General features: G+C 64.4%; 17 protein-coding genes. 8 read left to right on the top strand and 9 right to left on the bottom strand.

Translation table 11 applies throughout. From position 1 onward, the window contains the following. The first annotated feature begins 588 nt into the window (after positions 1 to 588). The 3 genes from BH682_RS35630 to BH682_RS35620 all read left to right on the top strand — a co-directional run bounded on the left by BH682_RS35630 (position 589) and on the right by BH682_RS35620 (position 2,756). Positions 589 to 813, top strand: coding sequence for a hypothetical protein (locus tag BH682_RS35630; RefSeq protein WP_143173176.1), 225 nt, complete (start codon positions 589 to 591; stop codon positions 811 to 813). Between the two features lie 145 nt (positions 814 to 958). Continuing rightward, on the top strand, positions 959 to 1,627 hold the full coding sequence (locus BH682_RS35625) for a hypothetical protein (RefSeq protein WP_030538086.1): 669 nt from the start codon (positions 959 to 961) through the stop codon (positions 1,625 to 1,627). A 595-nt stretch (positions 1,628 to 2,222) separates the two neighbouring features. Beyond that, on the top strand, positions 2,223 to 2,756 hold the full coding sequence (locus tag BH682_RS35620; protein WP_019747405.1) for a potassium channel family protein: 534 nt from the start codon (positions 2,223 to 2,225) through the stop codon (positions 2,754 to 2,756). Positions 2,757 to 2,945: 189 nt separating this feature from the next. Here the strand turns inward: BH682_RS35620 and arsA are convergent, their stop codons facing one another. Genes arsA through BH682_RS35580 form a run of 8 tightly spaced genes read right to left on the bottom strand, consistent with a single transcriptional unit; the run spans position 2,946 to position 9,284 of the window. Further along, entirely contained in the window at positions 2,946 to 4,703 is a 1,758-nt protein-coding gene (gene arsA / locus BH682_RS35615; RefSeq protein ID WP_030538085.1) for an arsenical pump-driving ATPase, read from the bottom strand. A 16-nt stretch (positions 4,704 to 4,719) separates the two neighbouring features. Then, a complete protein-coding gene (arsD, locus tag BH682_RS35610; protein ID WP_030538084.1) occupies positions 4,720 to 5,127 on the bottom strand; it encodes an arsenite efflux transporter metallochaperone ArsD in 408 nt (135 codons plus the stop codon). Positions 5,128 to 5,187: 60 nt separating this feature from the next. Continuing rightward, entirely contained in the window at positions 5,188 to 5,598 is a 411-nt protein-coding gene (locus tag BH682_RS35605) for an arsenate-mycothiol transferase ArsC (RefSeq protein ID WP_030538083.1), read from the bottom strand. 27 nt (positions 5,599 to 5,625) lie between these two features. Beyond that, complete coding sequence (gene trxB, locus BH682_RS35600) at positions 5,626 to 6,612, bottom strand: thioredoxin-disulfide reductase (protein ID WP_075836384.1); 987 nt, start codon at positions 6,610 to 6,612, stop codon at positions 5,626 to 5,628. 41 nt (positions 6,613 to 6,653) lie between these two features. Beyond that, complete coding sequence (locus tag BH682_RS35595; protein ID WP_030538125.1) at positions 6,654 to 7,070, bottom strand: arsenate reductase ArsC; 417 nt, start codon at positions 7,068 to 7,070, stop codon at positions 6,654 to 6,656. Positions 7,071 to 7,122: 52 nt separating this feature from the next. Next, positions 7,123 to 7,779: an arsenate reductase ArsC gene (locus BH682_RS35590; protein ID WP_370627677.1), complete on the bottom strand. Its 657-nt coding sequence runs from the start codon at positions 7,777 to 7,779 to the stop codon at positions 7,123 to 7,125. Positions 7,780 to 7,803: 24 nt separating this feature from the next. Beyond that, positions 7,804 to 8,901 (bottom strand): ACR3 family arsenite efflux transporter, encoded by a 1,098-nt coding sequence (gene arsB / locus BH682_RS35585; RefSeq protein WP_011133472.1) that lies wholly within the window; start codon positions 8,899 to 8,901, stop codon positions 7,804 to 7,806. Then, complete coding sequence (locus BH682_RS35580; protein WP_020971547.1) at positions 8,898 to 9,284, bottom strand: ArsR/SmtB family transcription factor; 387 nt, start codon at positions 9,282 to 9,284, stop codon at positions 8,898 to 8,900. Before BH682_RS35580 ends, arsB begins: the two co-directional genes overlap by 4 nt. A gap of 109 nt (positions 9,285 to 9,393) precedes the next feature. Here BH682_RS35580 and BH682_RS35575 point away from each other — a divergent pair, with 109 nt between their 5' ends. Next, positions 9,394 to 9,798 (top strand): MerR family transcriptional regulator, encoded by a 405-nt coding sequence (locus BH682_RS35575; RefSeq protein ID WP_011133470.1) that lies wholly within the window; start codon positions 9,394 to 9,396, stop codon positions 9,796 to 9,798. Next, the gene (locus BH682_RS35570) at positions 9,795 to 10,133 is read left to right on the top strand and encodes a hypothetical protein (RefSeq protein WP_019747399.1); all 339 of its coding nucleotides are present in this window, start codon (positions 9,795 to 9,797) and stop codon (positions 10,131 to 10,133) included. The genes BH682_RS35575 and BH682_RS35570 overlap by 4 nt, the downstream gene beginning before the upstream one ends. A 102-nt stretch (positions 10,134 to 10,235) precedes the next feature. Here BH682_RS35570 and BH682_RS35565 read toward each other — a convergent pair whose 3' ends face one another. Beyond that, on the bottom strand, positions 10,236 to 10,694 hold the full coding sequence (locus tag BH682_RS35565; RefSeq protein ID WP_011133469.1) for a heavy metal-responsive transcriptional regulator: 459 nt from the start codon (positions 10,692 to 10,694) through the stop codon (positions 10,236 to 10,238). Positions 10,695 to 10,999: 305 nt separating this feature from the next. Between BH682_RS35565 and BH682_RS35560 the strand changes: the two genes are divergently transcribed. Genes BH682_RS35560 through lspA form a run of 3 tightly spaced genes read left to right on the top strand, consistent with a single transcriptional unit; the run spans position 11,000 to position 13,846 of the window. Beyond that, a complete protein-coding gene (locus BH682_RS35560) occupies positions 11,000 to 11,380 on the top strand; it encodes an ArsR/SmtB family transcription factor (protein ID WP_011133468.1) in 381 nt (126 codons plus the stop codon). Further along, complete coding sequence (locus BH682_RS35555) at positions 11,373 to 13,325, top strand: heavy metal translocating P-type ATPase (protein ID WP_075836382.1); 1,953 nt, start codon at positions 11,373 to 11,375, stop codon at positions 13,323 to 13,325. Before BH682_RS35560 ends, BH682_RS35555 begins: the two co-directional genes overlap by 8 nt. Then, on the top strand, positions 13,322 to 13,846 hold the full coding sequence (gene lspA / locus BH682_RS35550) for a signal peptidase II (protein WP_011133466.1): 525 nt from the start codon (positions 13,322 to 13,324) through the stop codon (positions 13,844 to 13,846). The genes BH682_RS35555 and lspA overlap by 4 nt, the downstream gene beginning before the upstream one ends. Positions 13,847 to 13,858: the final 12 nt, after the last annotated feature.

Genomic DNA, 13,858 nt, shown 5'->3' with positions numbered 1-13,858 from the left:
CGCTGCGCGGCTCGCAGTGGGTCGATTGCCGTTGCCGTCGATCGAGTCGCTTCGCTCCTCTGAATTCCGAATCTTGTTTCTTACCAAACGAATTCATCGCAACGCCTGAATCGGTACCCGACACCCGAACGAGGCTGGGGAGGAGGGGAAGGGTCACGAAAAGCGCCCCGTCTCGCGTCCACTGCCTCGTCATCATCGTGCTCCCAATCATACACCCCCACCCACCAAACCGCAAAACACCCCGAAAACATGAAACACCGAAACCCTCACCACCACAACAACATTCGACGTTCACGAAAACACCACCGTGCACACAACACACGAAACTAGCACAACACCAACTGAATACCGAAACCTACTGACACACAACAACATTCAAAAACACCCAAAACGAGCCCTCGCAACACCCCCGCACGACCCGGCACCACTCCCCCACACCACCCGACCCGAACACCCCGCCGGCCCCCGCCGGCACCCAAACCCGCCGGCGCCCCACACACCCGAAAATGATCGAACCGGTATGCCGGCACCTTCGCCTCGCGCAGAATGGGAGTCGGCGCACACACGCACGACCCCGGGAGCGGTGCAATGATCCGACGACGACTCCGCCACGCAGTGATGGCGATCGCGCTCGCCTGTGCGATCGTCTCGACCGCGCCCGCCCAGGCGCAGGTGCCCTCGCCAGACGCGGCGCCGGGAACAGTGACCGCGGCAGATCCCCTGCCACAATCCTTCTGGATCGCCGGCGCCGCCGACGTCTTCGCCCTTATCGGGATTCGCGGTGACTCGGACCGTCGCCGCGGCCCATCGTGATGCCGATGCACGCGCTTAGACATCCCCTGATCCAAAGATCCGGAACTCCTGACCAGCGATGTCGATACCTACCTCGAACAAGGCCCGGAAAGCGACCGCAGAACACGACACGGCCGGCCGTCGTCCACGATCACCGTGCCAGCCGATGACCACGCCATCCAACGGCTGGTCCGCACGCCTGTACTGGCAGTGGATTCTGTACAACACCATCGCCTTCGTAGTCGTGCTGACCACGGTGGCGGTCCTGTCGTGGATCGGCGCCGACATACTGCAGCTGTCCTGGGCAAACCGGAGCCCGGTCGCCGCGCTGCTCGTGGCAACGACTGGGGCCGTGCTGTTCGGTTGGGTGCTCGGGGCGCTGCAATGGCAGATCGTCCGCCAACGCGTGCCGGTCCCCCGGCGGAAATGGATCGTCGCAAATGTCGGCCCGGCGCTCCTGGGCTGGCTGCTGGTGATCATCCCTGCCATCACCACCGCGCAAGACTCGGGCACCAGCGTCACCGGCGCCTACCTACTTGCCGCCAGCCAAACCCTGGCACTGGGACCGTTGCTCGGGCTGTCCCAGGCGTTGGTCCTGCGAGCCCATACCCGCCGCTGGGCCGGATGGATCGTTGCCAACATCGCATCCTGGGCCATCGTCGACGCCGTGTTCTTGCTCCTTTCGTCCTGGCTCGACACCTTCGACCTCACGCGTCACGACGGCTCCGTCGCGGAGGTATACCTGATGCTCATCGCCACCACACCCCTGACCGGTCGCATGCTCCTCTGGGTGCTGGCCCCCGCCGCTACAACCACCGAACACCAGCACCCGTAACCGCCGCAGACCCTCCGCGCGATCACCGACTAGCGTTGCGCAGCACGCCCCAGCCGTTCCCGGCGCCGACGCCTCGTTGCCGTACTGGAACAGCGGGCCGACGAGCGCGGCGTCCGCGTCATGAGCACCGCCTTGCTGCTCAGGTTGTCGTCTGTGTGCCCGACCAGTGAACGAAACACCCATCACCGTTCAGAAAAACGGGGCGGCACACCGGGACACGTCCGGCCGAAATCAGTGACCGGTACCCGGACCGTTGCGATTCACCGTCACGACAGTTCGCCGGATCGCCGCGAAATACCCGGAAGCACACCATGTTGCGCACCCCTCCCGACTGACCGAACCGGCCTGCTGCCCAGTGCTGAAGCTCGAGCCCGCGCAGGGGCGGGGATCGGTGGCGTCGGAGGCGATCCGGAGGACGCCACCGACAGCCCGTGACCGGTCCAATGTTTACCGATCTGGTGTGGTGTCGACCCTGGTTATCACCGGCCCGGGCGTGCTTGGCTGGAATGGCAGGGGAACCGCGGGCAGGAACCCATCATGGCCGAGGATGACGCTCGTTACCGGTCCCACCCGCGCAGTTGCCCGGAGGAATTTCATGGGACAGGCCAGCGAGTTTCGCAACCTCGACCCGCGCGATCGTCGGCGCCTGCTGCGCCGCGGGCTCGTGCGCCCGGTCGCGACGGTTGCGCTCTGCGGCGTGGGCTACTTTGTGCTCCCGTGGACCTCCGTCGACGGCATTTCCACGGTCATGCTCCTCGTGGGGGGACTGCTCGTCGTGCTGGCGGTTGCCGTGTGGCAGATCCGGCAGATTCTGAGGTCGGACGTGCCCACCGTGCAGGCCATAGAAACGCTGGCACTGATTCTTCCCGTCTATCTGCTCGGCTACGCCGTGGGATACAGCCTGATGTCCCAGAGCTCCCCCACATACTTCTCTGAACCGCTCAGTCGGATGGATGCCCTGTACTTCTCGTTGACGGTGTTTTCGACCGTAGGCTTCGGGGATATCACAGCGACGACCGATCCGTCGCGCGCTGTCGTCAGTGTCCAGATCATCGGGAATCTGATTCTCATCGGCGTCGGCATCCGCGTGGTGGCGGCGGCCGTCGTCTGGGCCCGTGGACGGAAGTGACTAACGGAGCCGACGTCAGCAACAGTTCGACGTTGTGCGCTAGTTCCAGTAGACCCGTCCGATGACATTCCCATCGCCTGGGTGCCTCCGTGACGAACTCGATCGCCGGAAGCCCTGCGTGTCAGCATGAGTTGAGTCCACTGGTTCACAGCAACCCCGTCTGCAGGGCGAGATGATGTGACGCGATCGCTATGCCTTACTCAGTGCTGCCAGGGCGGCTTCGCCGATGGGTTCTTCGGCGAGCATCGGGACGATGGCGGTTCGTTGGCTGTATTGGCTTGTGATGGTGCCGATTTCGGTGATCTCTCCGGCTGCGCGCTGCTGCAGGAGCGGCGAGGTTGGTTCGGCAGCGGCGAGAGAGTTGTTGACCACCCACGCCCAAGGCTCGATTCCGGCTCGTTGTAGGTCGGCTTGCAGACCGGCGGCCTCGAGGACGGGTGTGGTTTCAGCGAGGGTCACGAGCAGTACCTTCGTTGCGTTTGGGTCCTGGAGTCGCATGAGTGGGGTGGTGAAGTTCGTGTTCTCCCCCATCTGGCGGGCGATTTCCCGGTGATACGAGCCGGTGGCATCGAGGAGCAACAAGGTATGCCCGGTCGGGGCGGTGTCGACGACGACGAATTTGCGACTCGATTCGTGGATGACCCGCGAAAACGCTTGGAAGACTGCCACTTCCTCGGTGCAGGGTGATCGGAGGTCTTCGGCGAGGTTCGCGCGTCCGCGTTCGTCGAGGTTCTTGCCTTTGGTGGTCAGGACTCTGGTGCGGTACTGCTCGGTGGCTTCGGCGGGGTCGATTCGGGAGACCTGGAGGTTGTCGAGTTCCCCGTTCAAGGTTTCTGTCAGGTGTGCAGCCGGGTCCGTGGTTGTCAGGTGCACCTGGTGGCCGCGTTCGGCGAGGGCGACAGCGATGACGGCGGCGATGGTGGTCTTGCCGACTCCGCCTTTGCCCATGCACATGATCAGGCCGTGATCGTCGGTGTCGAGTTCGTCGATCAGGGATGCGAGCGGAGAACTGGGTAGCTGCAGGGACGGGTCCGCTGAGGCGGCGGACACCGGGCCAAGGTCGGGGGTGAAGAGGCTTTCGAGTGCGTCGATGCCGACGATATTGGTCGCTTTGAGCGGGACCTGATCGGTCGGCAATTGCGCCAATCCATCGGGCAGGGCGGCTATCGCGGCTTGTTCACGCCGGTAGATCGCGGTCGCGAGCGGATCGGTGTCGTCGCCCGGGTCCGGGAGGACACCGTTGATCACGACATGCTGATGGGTCAGTCCGATGTCGGCGAGTTCGCGGTGGGTGCGGGTGATTTCGGCGAGCGTCGAACGCTGGGCGCGCGAGACCAGTACGAGGCGGGTCCGCTGCGGATCGGCGAGCGCGGCAACGGCGTCAGCGTAGATGGCGCGCTGCTTCTCGAGCCCGGACAACGGACCGAGACACGATGCGTCGCCCTTGCCGTCATCGAGGAACTCGGTCCACGATCCGGGGAGTTGGAGCAGCCGGATGGTGTGCCCGGTCGGGGCGGTGTCGAAGAGGACATGGTCGAAGCCCGCGGTGATGTCGTCGCGCCCGGAGAGCAGTCCGGTGAACTCGTTGAACGAGGCTATTTCTGTGGTGCAGGACCCGGAAAGTTGTTCGGAGATCGCCGCGATGTCCTTCTCGGGGAGTAGCCCGCGGACGGGACCGATGATCCGCTCGCGATAGGTGGCGGCGGCTTGTTCCGGGTCGATCTCGAGCGCAGACAATCCGGGAGCGGCGGAGATCGGGGTGATGGTGTTGCCGATGCTCACACCGAAGACCTGCCCGACGTTGGAGGCTGGATCGGTGCTCACGAGCAGCACTTTCTTGCCGGCGCGAGCGAGGGTCATCGCGCTCGCGCAGGCGATGGAGGTTTTACCGACACCACCTTTGCCGGTGAAGAACAGGAATCGGGGCGCGTTGTTCAGGAACCTCATTGCGGTGTCGACGCTTTCAGCAGCAGGTGGTGGAGTCGGCGTCGTCGGTGGAGCAGCATGCCGAAGTGTCGGAGAGTCCGAGCATGGCGATCCCGGCCGGCGCCTCAGCCGTTCCAGGTTCGGTGATGCCTGCCCATTTCGCGAGCTGGTTGCGGGTGGGATATGTACCGGTCAGGGCGGTGACTCCGTCGACGAGCGCCAGCGGGAGTCCTTCGGAACCTGAGATTTTGAGGAATGCTGCGACGGTGTCGTTTCCGGCGAAGGCCAGTGGGTCGTTGGCGAGGTTGTGGCGGGTGATGGTGCCGCCGTTGCTTGCGACCCAGTCGAGGTCGGCGGTGAAGGTGATCAGCGCTTGGTCGACGTCGTCGCCGCAGACGCCGGTGTTGCAGCACAGGGCGGGTTCGAATACTTCGATGGTGCTCATGGTGATGTCCTCTTTTCTTACTTCTCGGGTCTTTCGATTGCGCGGCTAGCGGTTCCGATATCAGCGGACCGCTAGACGGGCAGCAAGGGCGTCGACGCGGGCGGCGATGTCGTCGCGGACCAGGCGCATTCGTTCGATTCCGTCGATGCCGCGTTCGGACGGCTCGTCGGTGTCCCAGTTCTCGAAGTCGGTGCCGGCTACGGGATCGACCTTCGCTTCGTTGCCCAGGGTGACGACGAGGTCGACATCGCGCACCAGTTGCGGATCGATCAACGTCGGGGTCTGCCCGGAGATGTCCACCCCGACTTCGAGGAGCGTTTCGGCGGACAGGGCGTTGACCGCGTCGCCGGGTTTGGTGCCGGCCGAGTACACGTCCACCTGGTCGCCGGCGGCTTTGCGCATGAGGCCGGCGGCCATCTGGGATTTGCCGCCGTTCTTGACGCACACGAACAGCACTGAAGGCTTGCTCATCGAAGTTCCTTTCACTGGGTGTGGGAGTCAGACGGCGTCGACGGTGTGGCCGGCTGCGTCGAGCGTGTTGGCGGTGATGTCGCCGCGGTCGGCCAGCCAGCGTTCGGCGTCGATTGCTGCGGAGCATCCGGTGCCGGCAGCGGTGATCGCCTGACGGTACGTGTGATCGACCAGGTCACCGGCAGCGAAGACGCCGTCGACGGAGGTCGCGGTGGAACCGGGAGCGACGCGCACGTATCCGGCGTCGTCGAGATCGACCTGGCCCTTGACGAGTTCACTGCGCGGGTCGTGGCCGATGGCGACGAACATGCCGGTGATCTCGAGTGTGGAAGTTTCACCGGTGACGGTGTCGCGCACGACGAGGCCGGTGACGCTGTTCTCACCGAGCACCTCGACGGGCTCTGCGTTGGTCAGGAAGCGGATCTTCTCGTTGGCCTTGGCGCGCTCGAGCATGATCCGTGAGGCGCGGAACTCCTCGCGGCGGTGCACCAGGGTGACCGAGCGAGCGAAGCGGGTGAGGAAGGTTGCTTCTTCCATCGCGGAGTCGCCGCCGCCGACCACGACGATGTCCTGGTCACGGAAGAAGAAGCCGTCGCAGGTGGCGCAGGCGCTGACGCCGCGGCCGAGGAGGCGTTCTTCACCGGGAATGCCCAGGTAGCGGGCTGCCGCGCCCATGGCGAGGATGATCGCGTGCGCGGCGTAGGTTTCGCCGTTCGCGACGACCGTCTTGATCGGGCCGCTGAGATCGATCTCCTCGACGTCCTCGGTGCGGATGTCGGTGTCGAAGCGCAGTGCCTGCTCGCGCATCTGTTCCATCAGATCGGGGCCCATGATTCCTTCGCGGAATCCGGGGAAGTTCTCGACCTCGGTGGTGGTCATGAGGGCGCCACCGAACTGGGTTCCCTCGAAGAGCAGGGGCGCGAGCTCAGCGCGCGCGGTGTAGACACCAGCGGTGTAGCCGGCCGGTCCGGAACCGACAATGATGACGTCGTGGACCGTGGACGGGATGGTCATAGTGTCTCTTTCACGGGATCGAATACGGGAAGCGTAGGCGGTTAGCGCGATACCGACGGGGCGGTGAGTTCGCTGATCAGAGCCTGTACGCGAGTCTTGATCTCGTCACGGATCGGGCGAACCGCATCGATGCCTTGGCCGGCGGGATCCTCGAGGACCCAGTCGCGGTAGCTCTTGCCGGGGAAAATCGGGCAGGTGTCGCCGCAGCCCATCGTGATCACGACATCCGAATCCTGCACGGCGTCGGTGGTGAGGATCTTCGGGGTCTGGGCGGAGATGTCGATTCCGAGCTCGGCCATCGCTTCGACCGCGGCGGAGTTGATGGTGTCCGCGGGGGCAGATCCGGCGGAACGGACCTCGATGGCGTCACCGGCGAGGTGGCTCAGGAAACCGGCGGCCATCTGCGATCGGCCGGCGTTGTGGACACACACGAACAGGACGCTGGGCTTGTCGGACATGAGAAAGAAGGTTCCCTTCGAAGATGGAAGTTAGAGCTGAGGAAGAGGTCGCTCAGACGGCGACGGGTGTGGTCAGTTCGGTGAGCAGTGCGATCACCCGTGCATCGAGGTCGTTGCGGATTGCCCGCACCACCTCGAGGGGTTGGCCGTACGGGTCGTCGAGAGCCCAGTCGAGGTACCGCTTCCCTGGGTAGACGACGCACGCGTCGCCGCAGCCCATCGAGACGACGCAGTCCGCTGCGGCGACCACGTCATCGGTGAGTGGTTTCGGGAACTCGTCGGCAAGATCGATCCCGATCTCGGCCATCGCCGTGATGACGGCGGGGTTGATCTCGTGGACCGGCGCGGATCCTGCCGAGCGCACATGAACCCGGCCGCGGGCGTGGTGATCGAGTAGTGCCGCCGCCATCTGCGACCGGCCGGCGTTGTGGACGCACACGAACAGAACTTCGGGCACGTCCTTGGCGAGTGCTCCGCTGGACTGGGCCAAAGCGGTGAGGCGGTCGGCGGCGAACCGCGCCGCGAGCGAGGTGAGATGGGTGTGGATCTTCGCGGTGCGGCGCAGCGCCGTGTAGGACTCGAAGACGTAGCGTTCGACGGTTTGCGCGGAAAAGACCCCGACGTACTTCGCTGCCAGGTCTTGCGCGGTGCGCGAGAGAACGGCCTGCGGTGAGAGGAGATCGGGCTGGGCGCGGTGCTCGTTCATCATGACTCCCGAAGAGTTGTAGGTGACTTACGTAGCGGTGGGTGCGGGTGAAACCTCTTTGACGGCAAAGCGTTTGCGTAGAGCAAGGGAGACATAGACCAGCCCGACGAGCACCGGTACCTCGATCAGCGGGCCGACAACACCGGCAAGAGCTTGCCCCGAGGTGGCGCCGTAGGTGGCGATGGCTACGGCGATCGCGAGTTCGAAGTTGTTGCCCGCGGCGGTGAACGCCAGGGTCGTCGTGCGTTCATAGCCCAATCCGATTGCGGCGCCGAGGATGTAGCCGCCTCCCCACATGAGCGCGAAGTACGCCAGCAGCGGCAACGCGATCCGGACGACATCCCAGGGCTGGGAGGTGATCTGTTCGCCCTGCATCGAGAAGAGCACGACGATGGTGAACAGCAGACCGTAGAGCGCCCAGGGGCTGATCTTGGGGATGAACTTGGTGTCATACCAGTCGCGGCCTTTGGCGCGTTCACCGAAGAAGCGGGACAGAAAACCTGCCAGCAGCGGGATACCGAGAAAGATCAGGACCGATTTCGCAATCTGCCAGGGCGAGGTGTCGATGGTGGTCTGTTCGAGGCCGAGCCACCCGGGCAGGACCGAGAGGTAGAACCAACCGAGCACGGCGAACATGATCACCTGGAACACCGAGTTGATGGCGACCAGCACCGCGGCGGCTTCGCGGTCTCCGCACGCCAGGTCGTTCCAGATGATCACCATCGCGATGCAGCGAGCGATACCGACGATGATCAAACCGGTTCGGTATTCCGGCAGGTCGGGCAGAAACAGCCAGGCGAGGGCGAACATCAGCGCCGGGCCGAGAACCCAGTTCAGGAACAGGGAGCCGGCGAGGAGTTTCTTGTCCCCGGTGACTGTGTCGAGGCGGTCGTAGCGGACCTTCGCCAACACCGGGTACATCATGATCAGCAGGCCGAGGGCGATCGGCAGGGAGATGCCGTCGATCTGCACCTTCTCCAGGGCAGTGTTCACACCGGGGATCCAGCGTCCAACCAACAGGCCGACGACCATGGCCACGCCGATCCAGACCGCAAGATAGCGGTCGAGGGTGGAGAGTTTTCCGACGACTTCGGGGTGTTCGGTGGTGGCAGCGGTGTTGCTCATGCGGTGACCTCTGCGCATGCGTCCGCGACACTCACGCTCGTACCTTCGACCAGGAGCACGGCGGAAAGCTGTTGCAGCGCAGCCGGAATAACCCAGTAGTACACCCAGGTCCCGCGGCGTTCACAGTCGAGCAGCCCGGCCTGTCGCAGCACCTTGAGGTGATGCGAGATAGTCGGCTGAGACAGGTCGAACGTATCCGAGATGTCGCAGACGCAGGCTTCACCACCCTCGTGACTTGCCACCAAGCTCAGCAGGCGCAAGCGGACGGGATCGCCGAGGGCTTTGAACATCCGCGCCAGGTCGCCGGCCCAATCCTCGGTCAACGGTTCACGGACGAGCGGCGAGCAGCAAGCGCCGGCCTCCGCCCCATCTTGATTCGACATGCTTCGATATTGACAGATATCGAAATAACGCGCAACCAACCTCAGATGAATTTCCGCCGACGAGAGACGACTTGACTCCGTAGCCGGGTACCGGGTTCACAATGGCGACATGCGTAGCAGTGAACTGGCCACCCTCGCCGGGGTGAACGTACAGACGTTGCGGTACTACGAACGGCGCGGACTCCTGCAGCACCCGCCGCGATCCACCTCGGGATACCGCTCATATCCGGACGAAACTGTCGAAATTGTCCGGTTCGTCAAACGCGCCCAAGAACACGGCTTCAGCCTCGACGAAATCAACGAACTTCTCCATCTCGCCGGCGGCGGACCGGACGATTGCGACACCGCTCGGCGACTGGCGCAGACGAAGATCACCGAGTTCGGCGAAAAGATCCGAGATCTGCAACGCATGCGGGCCTCGCTGACCGAGTTCGCGTCCACCTGCGCGCGACCGCGAGCGGACCGGCACTGCCCCATGCTCCAGACACTGCACACCGACAAAGGACGACCATGATGCATCTCGAAATTCTGCAGGTCCCGGACTACCCTAACGTGCCGCTCCTCGAACAACGAATCGAGCACGCTCTTTCAGGCGTGCCGATCGAATGGGAACTGCGCCACGTGATCATCGAAGATCCTCGATCAGCGGAACTTGCGGGCATGGCGGGATCTCCGACGTTGCTCGTTGACGGCCACGACCCCTTTGCCGAACCGGATCAGGTGCCAAGCGTGTCCTGCAGGCTCTACCGCGACGCCGTGGGCGCGGTCGGTGGCGCTCCCACTGTGACTGCCCTGAGGAATGCATTCGAACGGGATTCACCCACTGCCGCTACTTCCGTACCTGACTGATCAATACACCGACAACACCACTACAACCGCTTCGCGCACCTCATCACGTTGCAGAGCGCCGAACCTGCTGAAATAGGAAGGGATGCATGGCCGCAATCAATTTCACGATTCGGCAACACCTTCCTGAGACTCGGATTCCAGGATCCAGCACACACCGACATCGTCGGCTTCCGACGGAATCTCCCCTTCCGCTCGACTCAGCAAAGCAACAAGGTTTGTTTCGAGCGTGGCAAGTTCGCGGATCTTGCCACGAACCTGGGAAAGATGCTCCGAGAGCATCTCCACGACCTGTTCACAAGGAGCCGCCCCGCGGTCATGGGTGGTGAGGATCTCGCGGATCTCTCGCAAGGTGAAACCTGCAGACTGGGCGCTGCGGACGAACCGCAAACGCGCAAGAGATTCCGGACCGTAGTCCCGGTAGCCGTTGGACTTTCGGACCGGGACGGGAATCACCCCACTGTCCTCGTAGAAACGCAGCGTTTTCGGGGCAACGCCACTTCGAGCGGCCAGTTCACCAATTTTCACGAGATCCTTGACCTTCCATCGCACTGGAATGTCCATTATGGATGACGTTCGGGAACCGCAGGTGACTCGGACCGTTCGTCGCCGCGCTGGCGATGAACACTCAGAAGGAGGTGAATGAAATGAATCCACTGGAGATGTTGTGCGACTGGCTGTGTCGAGCGATGGGTCCTTGCTGTCCCCCCATGTGATGCCGTGGCGAGCAACTCGCAAACTACAGATGTCACTTCGCCATTCCTGGTGAGGTACGTCGGCCGGCCACCGTTCGGCTGACGTACCGCATCTACTTCAAGTCCAGTGCGTCCACCCTTCCTGGAATCGTCCAATATTGCTATCATCGTCGTATGACGATGAATAACGAGCCTGGATGCCTCGCCGCAACCGGCAGCGGGTCGAGCCTGGATGCGGCAGTGGCACTGTTCCACAGTCTCTCGGACGGCACCCGGTTGTCGATCGTGCGCCGTCTCGCCGAAGGAGAGGCGCGGGTTGCGGATTTGATCGGTGAACTCGGCCTCGCCCAGTCGACGGTGTCCGCACATGTTGCATGCCTACGTGATTGCGGTTTGGTCGACGGCAGACCGGAAGGTCGGCAGGTGTTCTACTCGCTGGCCCGGCCGGAATTGATGGACCTACTCGCCTCGGCGGAGACGCTGCTTGCCGCGACGGGGAACGCGGTTGCCTTGTGCCCGAATTACGGCACCGCCATCGGAGATAGCCGTGAGTGACGCATGCGGTTGCGGTCACGACGAACCCCGCGTCGAAGGCGAGGAAGAACACGGGCCCGAAAAGTGGTGGCAGGTTACCGAGATCCGGGCGGCTGCAGCTGCGGGCGTGCTGCTGATCGCGGCGCTGATAGTGGGCCTGACCGGTGGGCCGGATGCTCTCGGGCTCGGTCTCGAGGTGGGCGCCCTGCTCATTGCCGGTTACACGTTCGTCCCGTCCACTCTCGCACGCCTGGTCAAGGGCAAGATCGGGGTCGGCACCCTGATGACGATCGCGGCTGTCGGCGCGGTACTGCTCGGTGAGGTGGGCGAAGCGGCCATGCTCGCGTTCTTGTTCGCGATCAGCGAGGGACTCGAAGAGTATGCGGTCACCCGCACTCGCCGGGGCCTGCGGGCCTTGCTGTCTCTGGTGCCGGCCACCGCGACAGTTCTCCGCGGCGGCCGCGAGGAAACCGTTCCGCCCTCCGAACTCCAGCTCGGCGAGCTCATGGTCGTCAAGCCTGGGGAACGGATCGCCACCGACGGGGTCATCCGCACCGGACGCACCGCTCTGGACACCTCCGCGATTACCGGTGAATCGGTGCCCGTCGAAGCCGGTCCCGGCAACGAGGTGTTCGCAGGATCGATCAACGGCACCGGCGTCCTCGAAGTCGAGGTCACCGCAGATGCGCAGGACAATTCGCTGGCCAAAATCGTGCGGATCGTCGAGGCCGAGCAGTCCCGCAAGGGCGAGGCGCAACGCCTCGCCGACAAGATCGCCAAACCGCTGGTTCCAGGTGTGATGATCGTCGCCGCAGTTATCGCCGCGGTCGGCAGTGTGCTCGGCGATCCGCTGGTGTGGATCGAACGCGCCCTGGTGGTGCTGGTCGCCGCCTCCCCGTGTGCGCTGGCCATCGCGATCCCTGTCACCGTTGTCGCCGCGATCGGTGCGGCGTCCAAGCTCGGTGTCCTGGTCAAGGGCGGCGGTGCACTCGAGGCCCTCGGCCGGATCCGCACCGTTGCGTTGGACAAGACCGGCACCCTCACCCGCAACCAGCCTGCCGTGATCGATGTGGCCACGGCGGACGGCGCCAGCCGCGAGGACGTTCTCGCGGTGGCCGCAGCGTTGGAGGCGCGCAGCGAGCACCCTCTCGCTCGCGCGATTCTCGCCGCCGTCGACGACTACGCACCCGCCGACGACGTGGACGCGGTCACAGGGGCGGGCCTGACCGGGGCCATCGACGGCATACCTGTGCGCCTCGGTCGACCGGGCTGGATCGACCCGGGTCCGCTGGCAGGGGATATCGAGCGGATGCAGCATGCCGGCGCCACTGCGGTGCTGATCGAGCGCGCCGGAACGGTCATCGGGGCGGTCGCCGTCCGTGACGAGCTCCGACCGGAAGCACGTGAGGTGGTTGCCGGGCTACGACGCGGCGGGTACACCGTCGCGATGCTCACCGGCGACAACGAACGCACCGCCCAGGCGCTGGCCGCCGACGTCGGGATCGACGACGTGCACGCCGACCTGCGCCCGGAGGACAAGGCACGGATCGTGGAAACCTTGCGTGCGAACCGCCCGACGGCAATGGTCGGGGACGGTGTCAACGACGCCCCCGCCCTGGCCACCGCCGACTTGGGCATTGCCATGGGCGCGATGGGTTCCGACGTGGCCATCGAGACCGCCGATGTTGCTCTGATGGGTGAGGACCTGCGGCACCTGCCGCAGGCGTTGGCGCACGCGCGCCGCTCCCGGACCATCATGTTGCAGAACGTCGGACTGTCGCTGGCGATCATCACCGTCCTGATGCCGTTGGCCTTGTTCGGGGTTCTCGGCCTGGCCGCCGTGGTCCTGGTGCACGAGGTCGCTGAGATCGTGGTCATCGCCAACGGTGTCCGGGCCGGCCGCGCGCAAGCCTTCCCCACCGGATCGGTACCCGCACCGGCGGGGAAGGTCGAGGCCCGCACGTGAGCGAATTAGCGGCTCGATCAATCCGCACAGGTAGCACGCGGCGGGTGATTCTCGTGGTCGTCGGTCTCGCTCTCATCGCGATCGCACTGTCGGCCGAACCCGTTGCGCGCCGTACCCTTTCCGGTGCACGCACCGTCGATATGGGATTGCTGCAACTGAAGTTGGCGTACAACAGCGGTGTCGCGTTCAGCATCGGCCAACAGCTTCCGGCCTGGATCATCCTCGCGGTCACCGCCGCCATCACTCTCGGCGTCGGAATTTACGCCTGGCGCACCGTCCCCACCGCTTCACTGGTGGGGACGGTGGGTTGGTCGGCGATCCTCGCCGGAGCTGCCGCCAACGTGATCGATCGTGCCGTCGACGGAAAGGTCACCGACTATTTCCACACCGGCTGGTGGCCCACCTTCAACCTCGCCGACACCTACATCACCTGCGGCGTCGTGCTGCTCGTCGCATCACTGATCTTTGAGTCCACCCACGACCCGGCCGATCCCCCGCCCGCACAGGAGAGTTCGAAATGACAGCAATACCCG

This window comes from Rhodococcus sp. YL-1, assembly GCF_001942025.1.
In the GTDB taxonomy this organism is placed as follows: Bacteria; Actinomycetota; Actinomycetes; order Mycobacteriales; family Mycobacteriaceae; genus Rhodococcus_F; species Rhodococcus_F qingshengii.
This window is presented reverse-complemented; position numbering and strand designations above follow the sequence as displayed.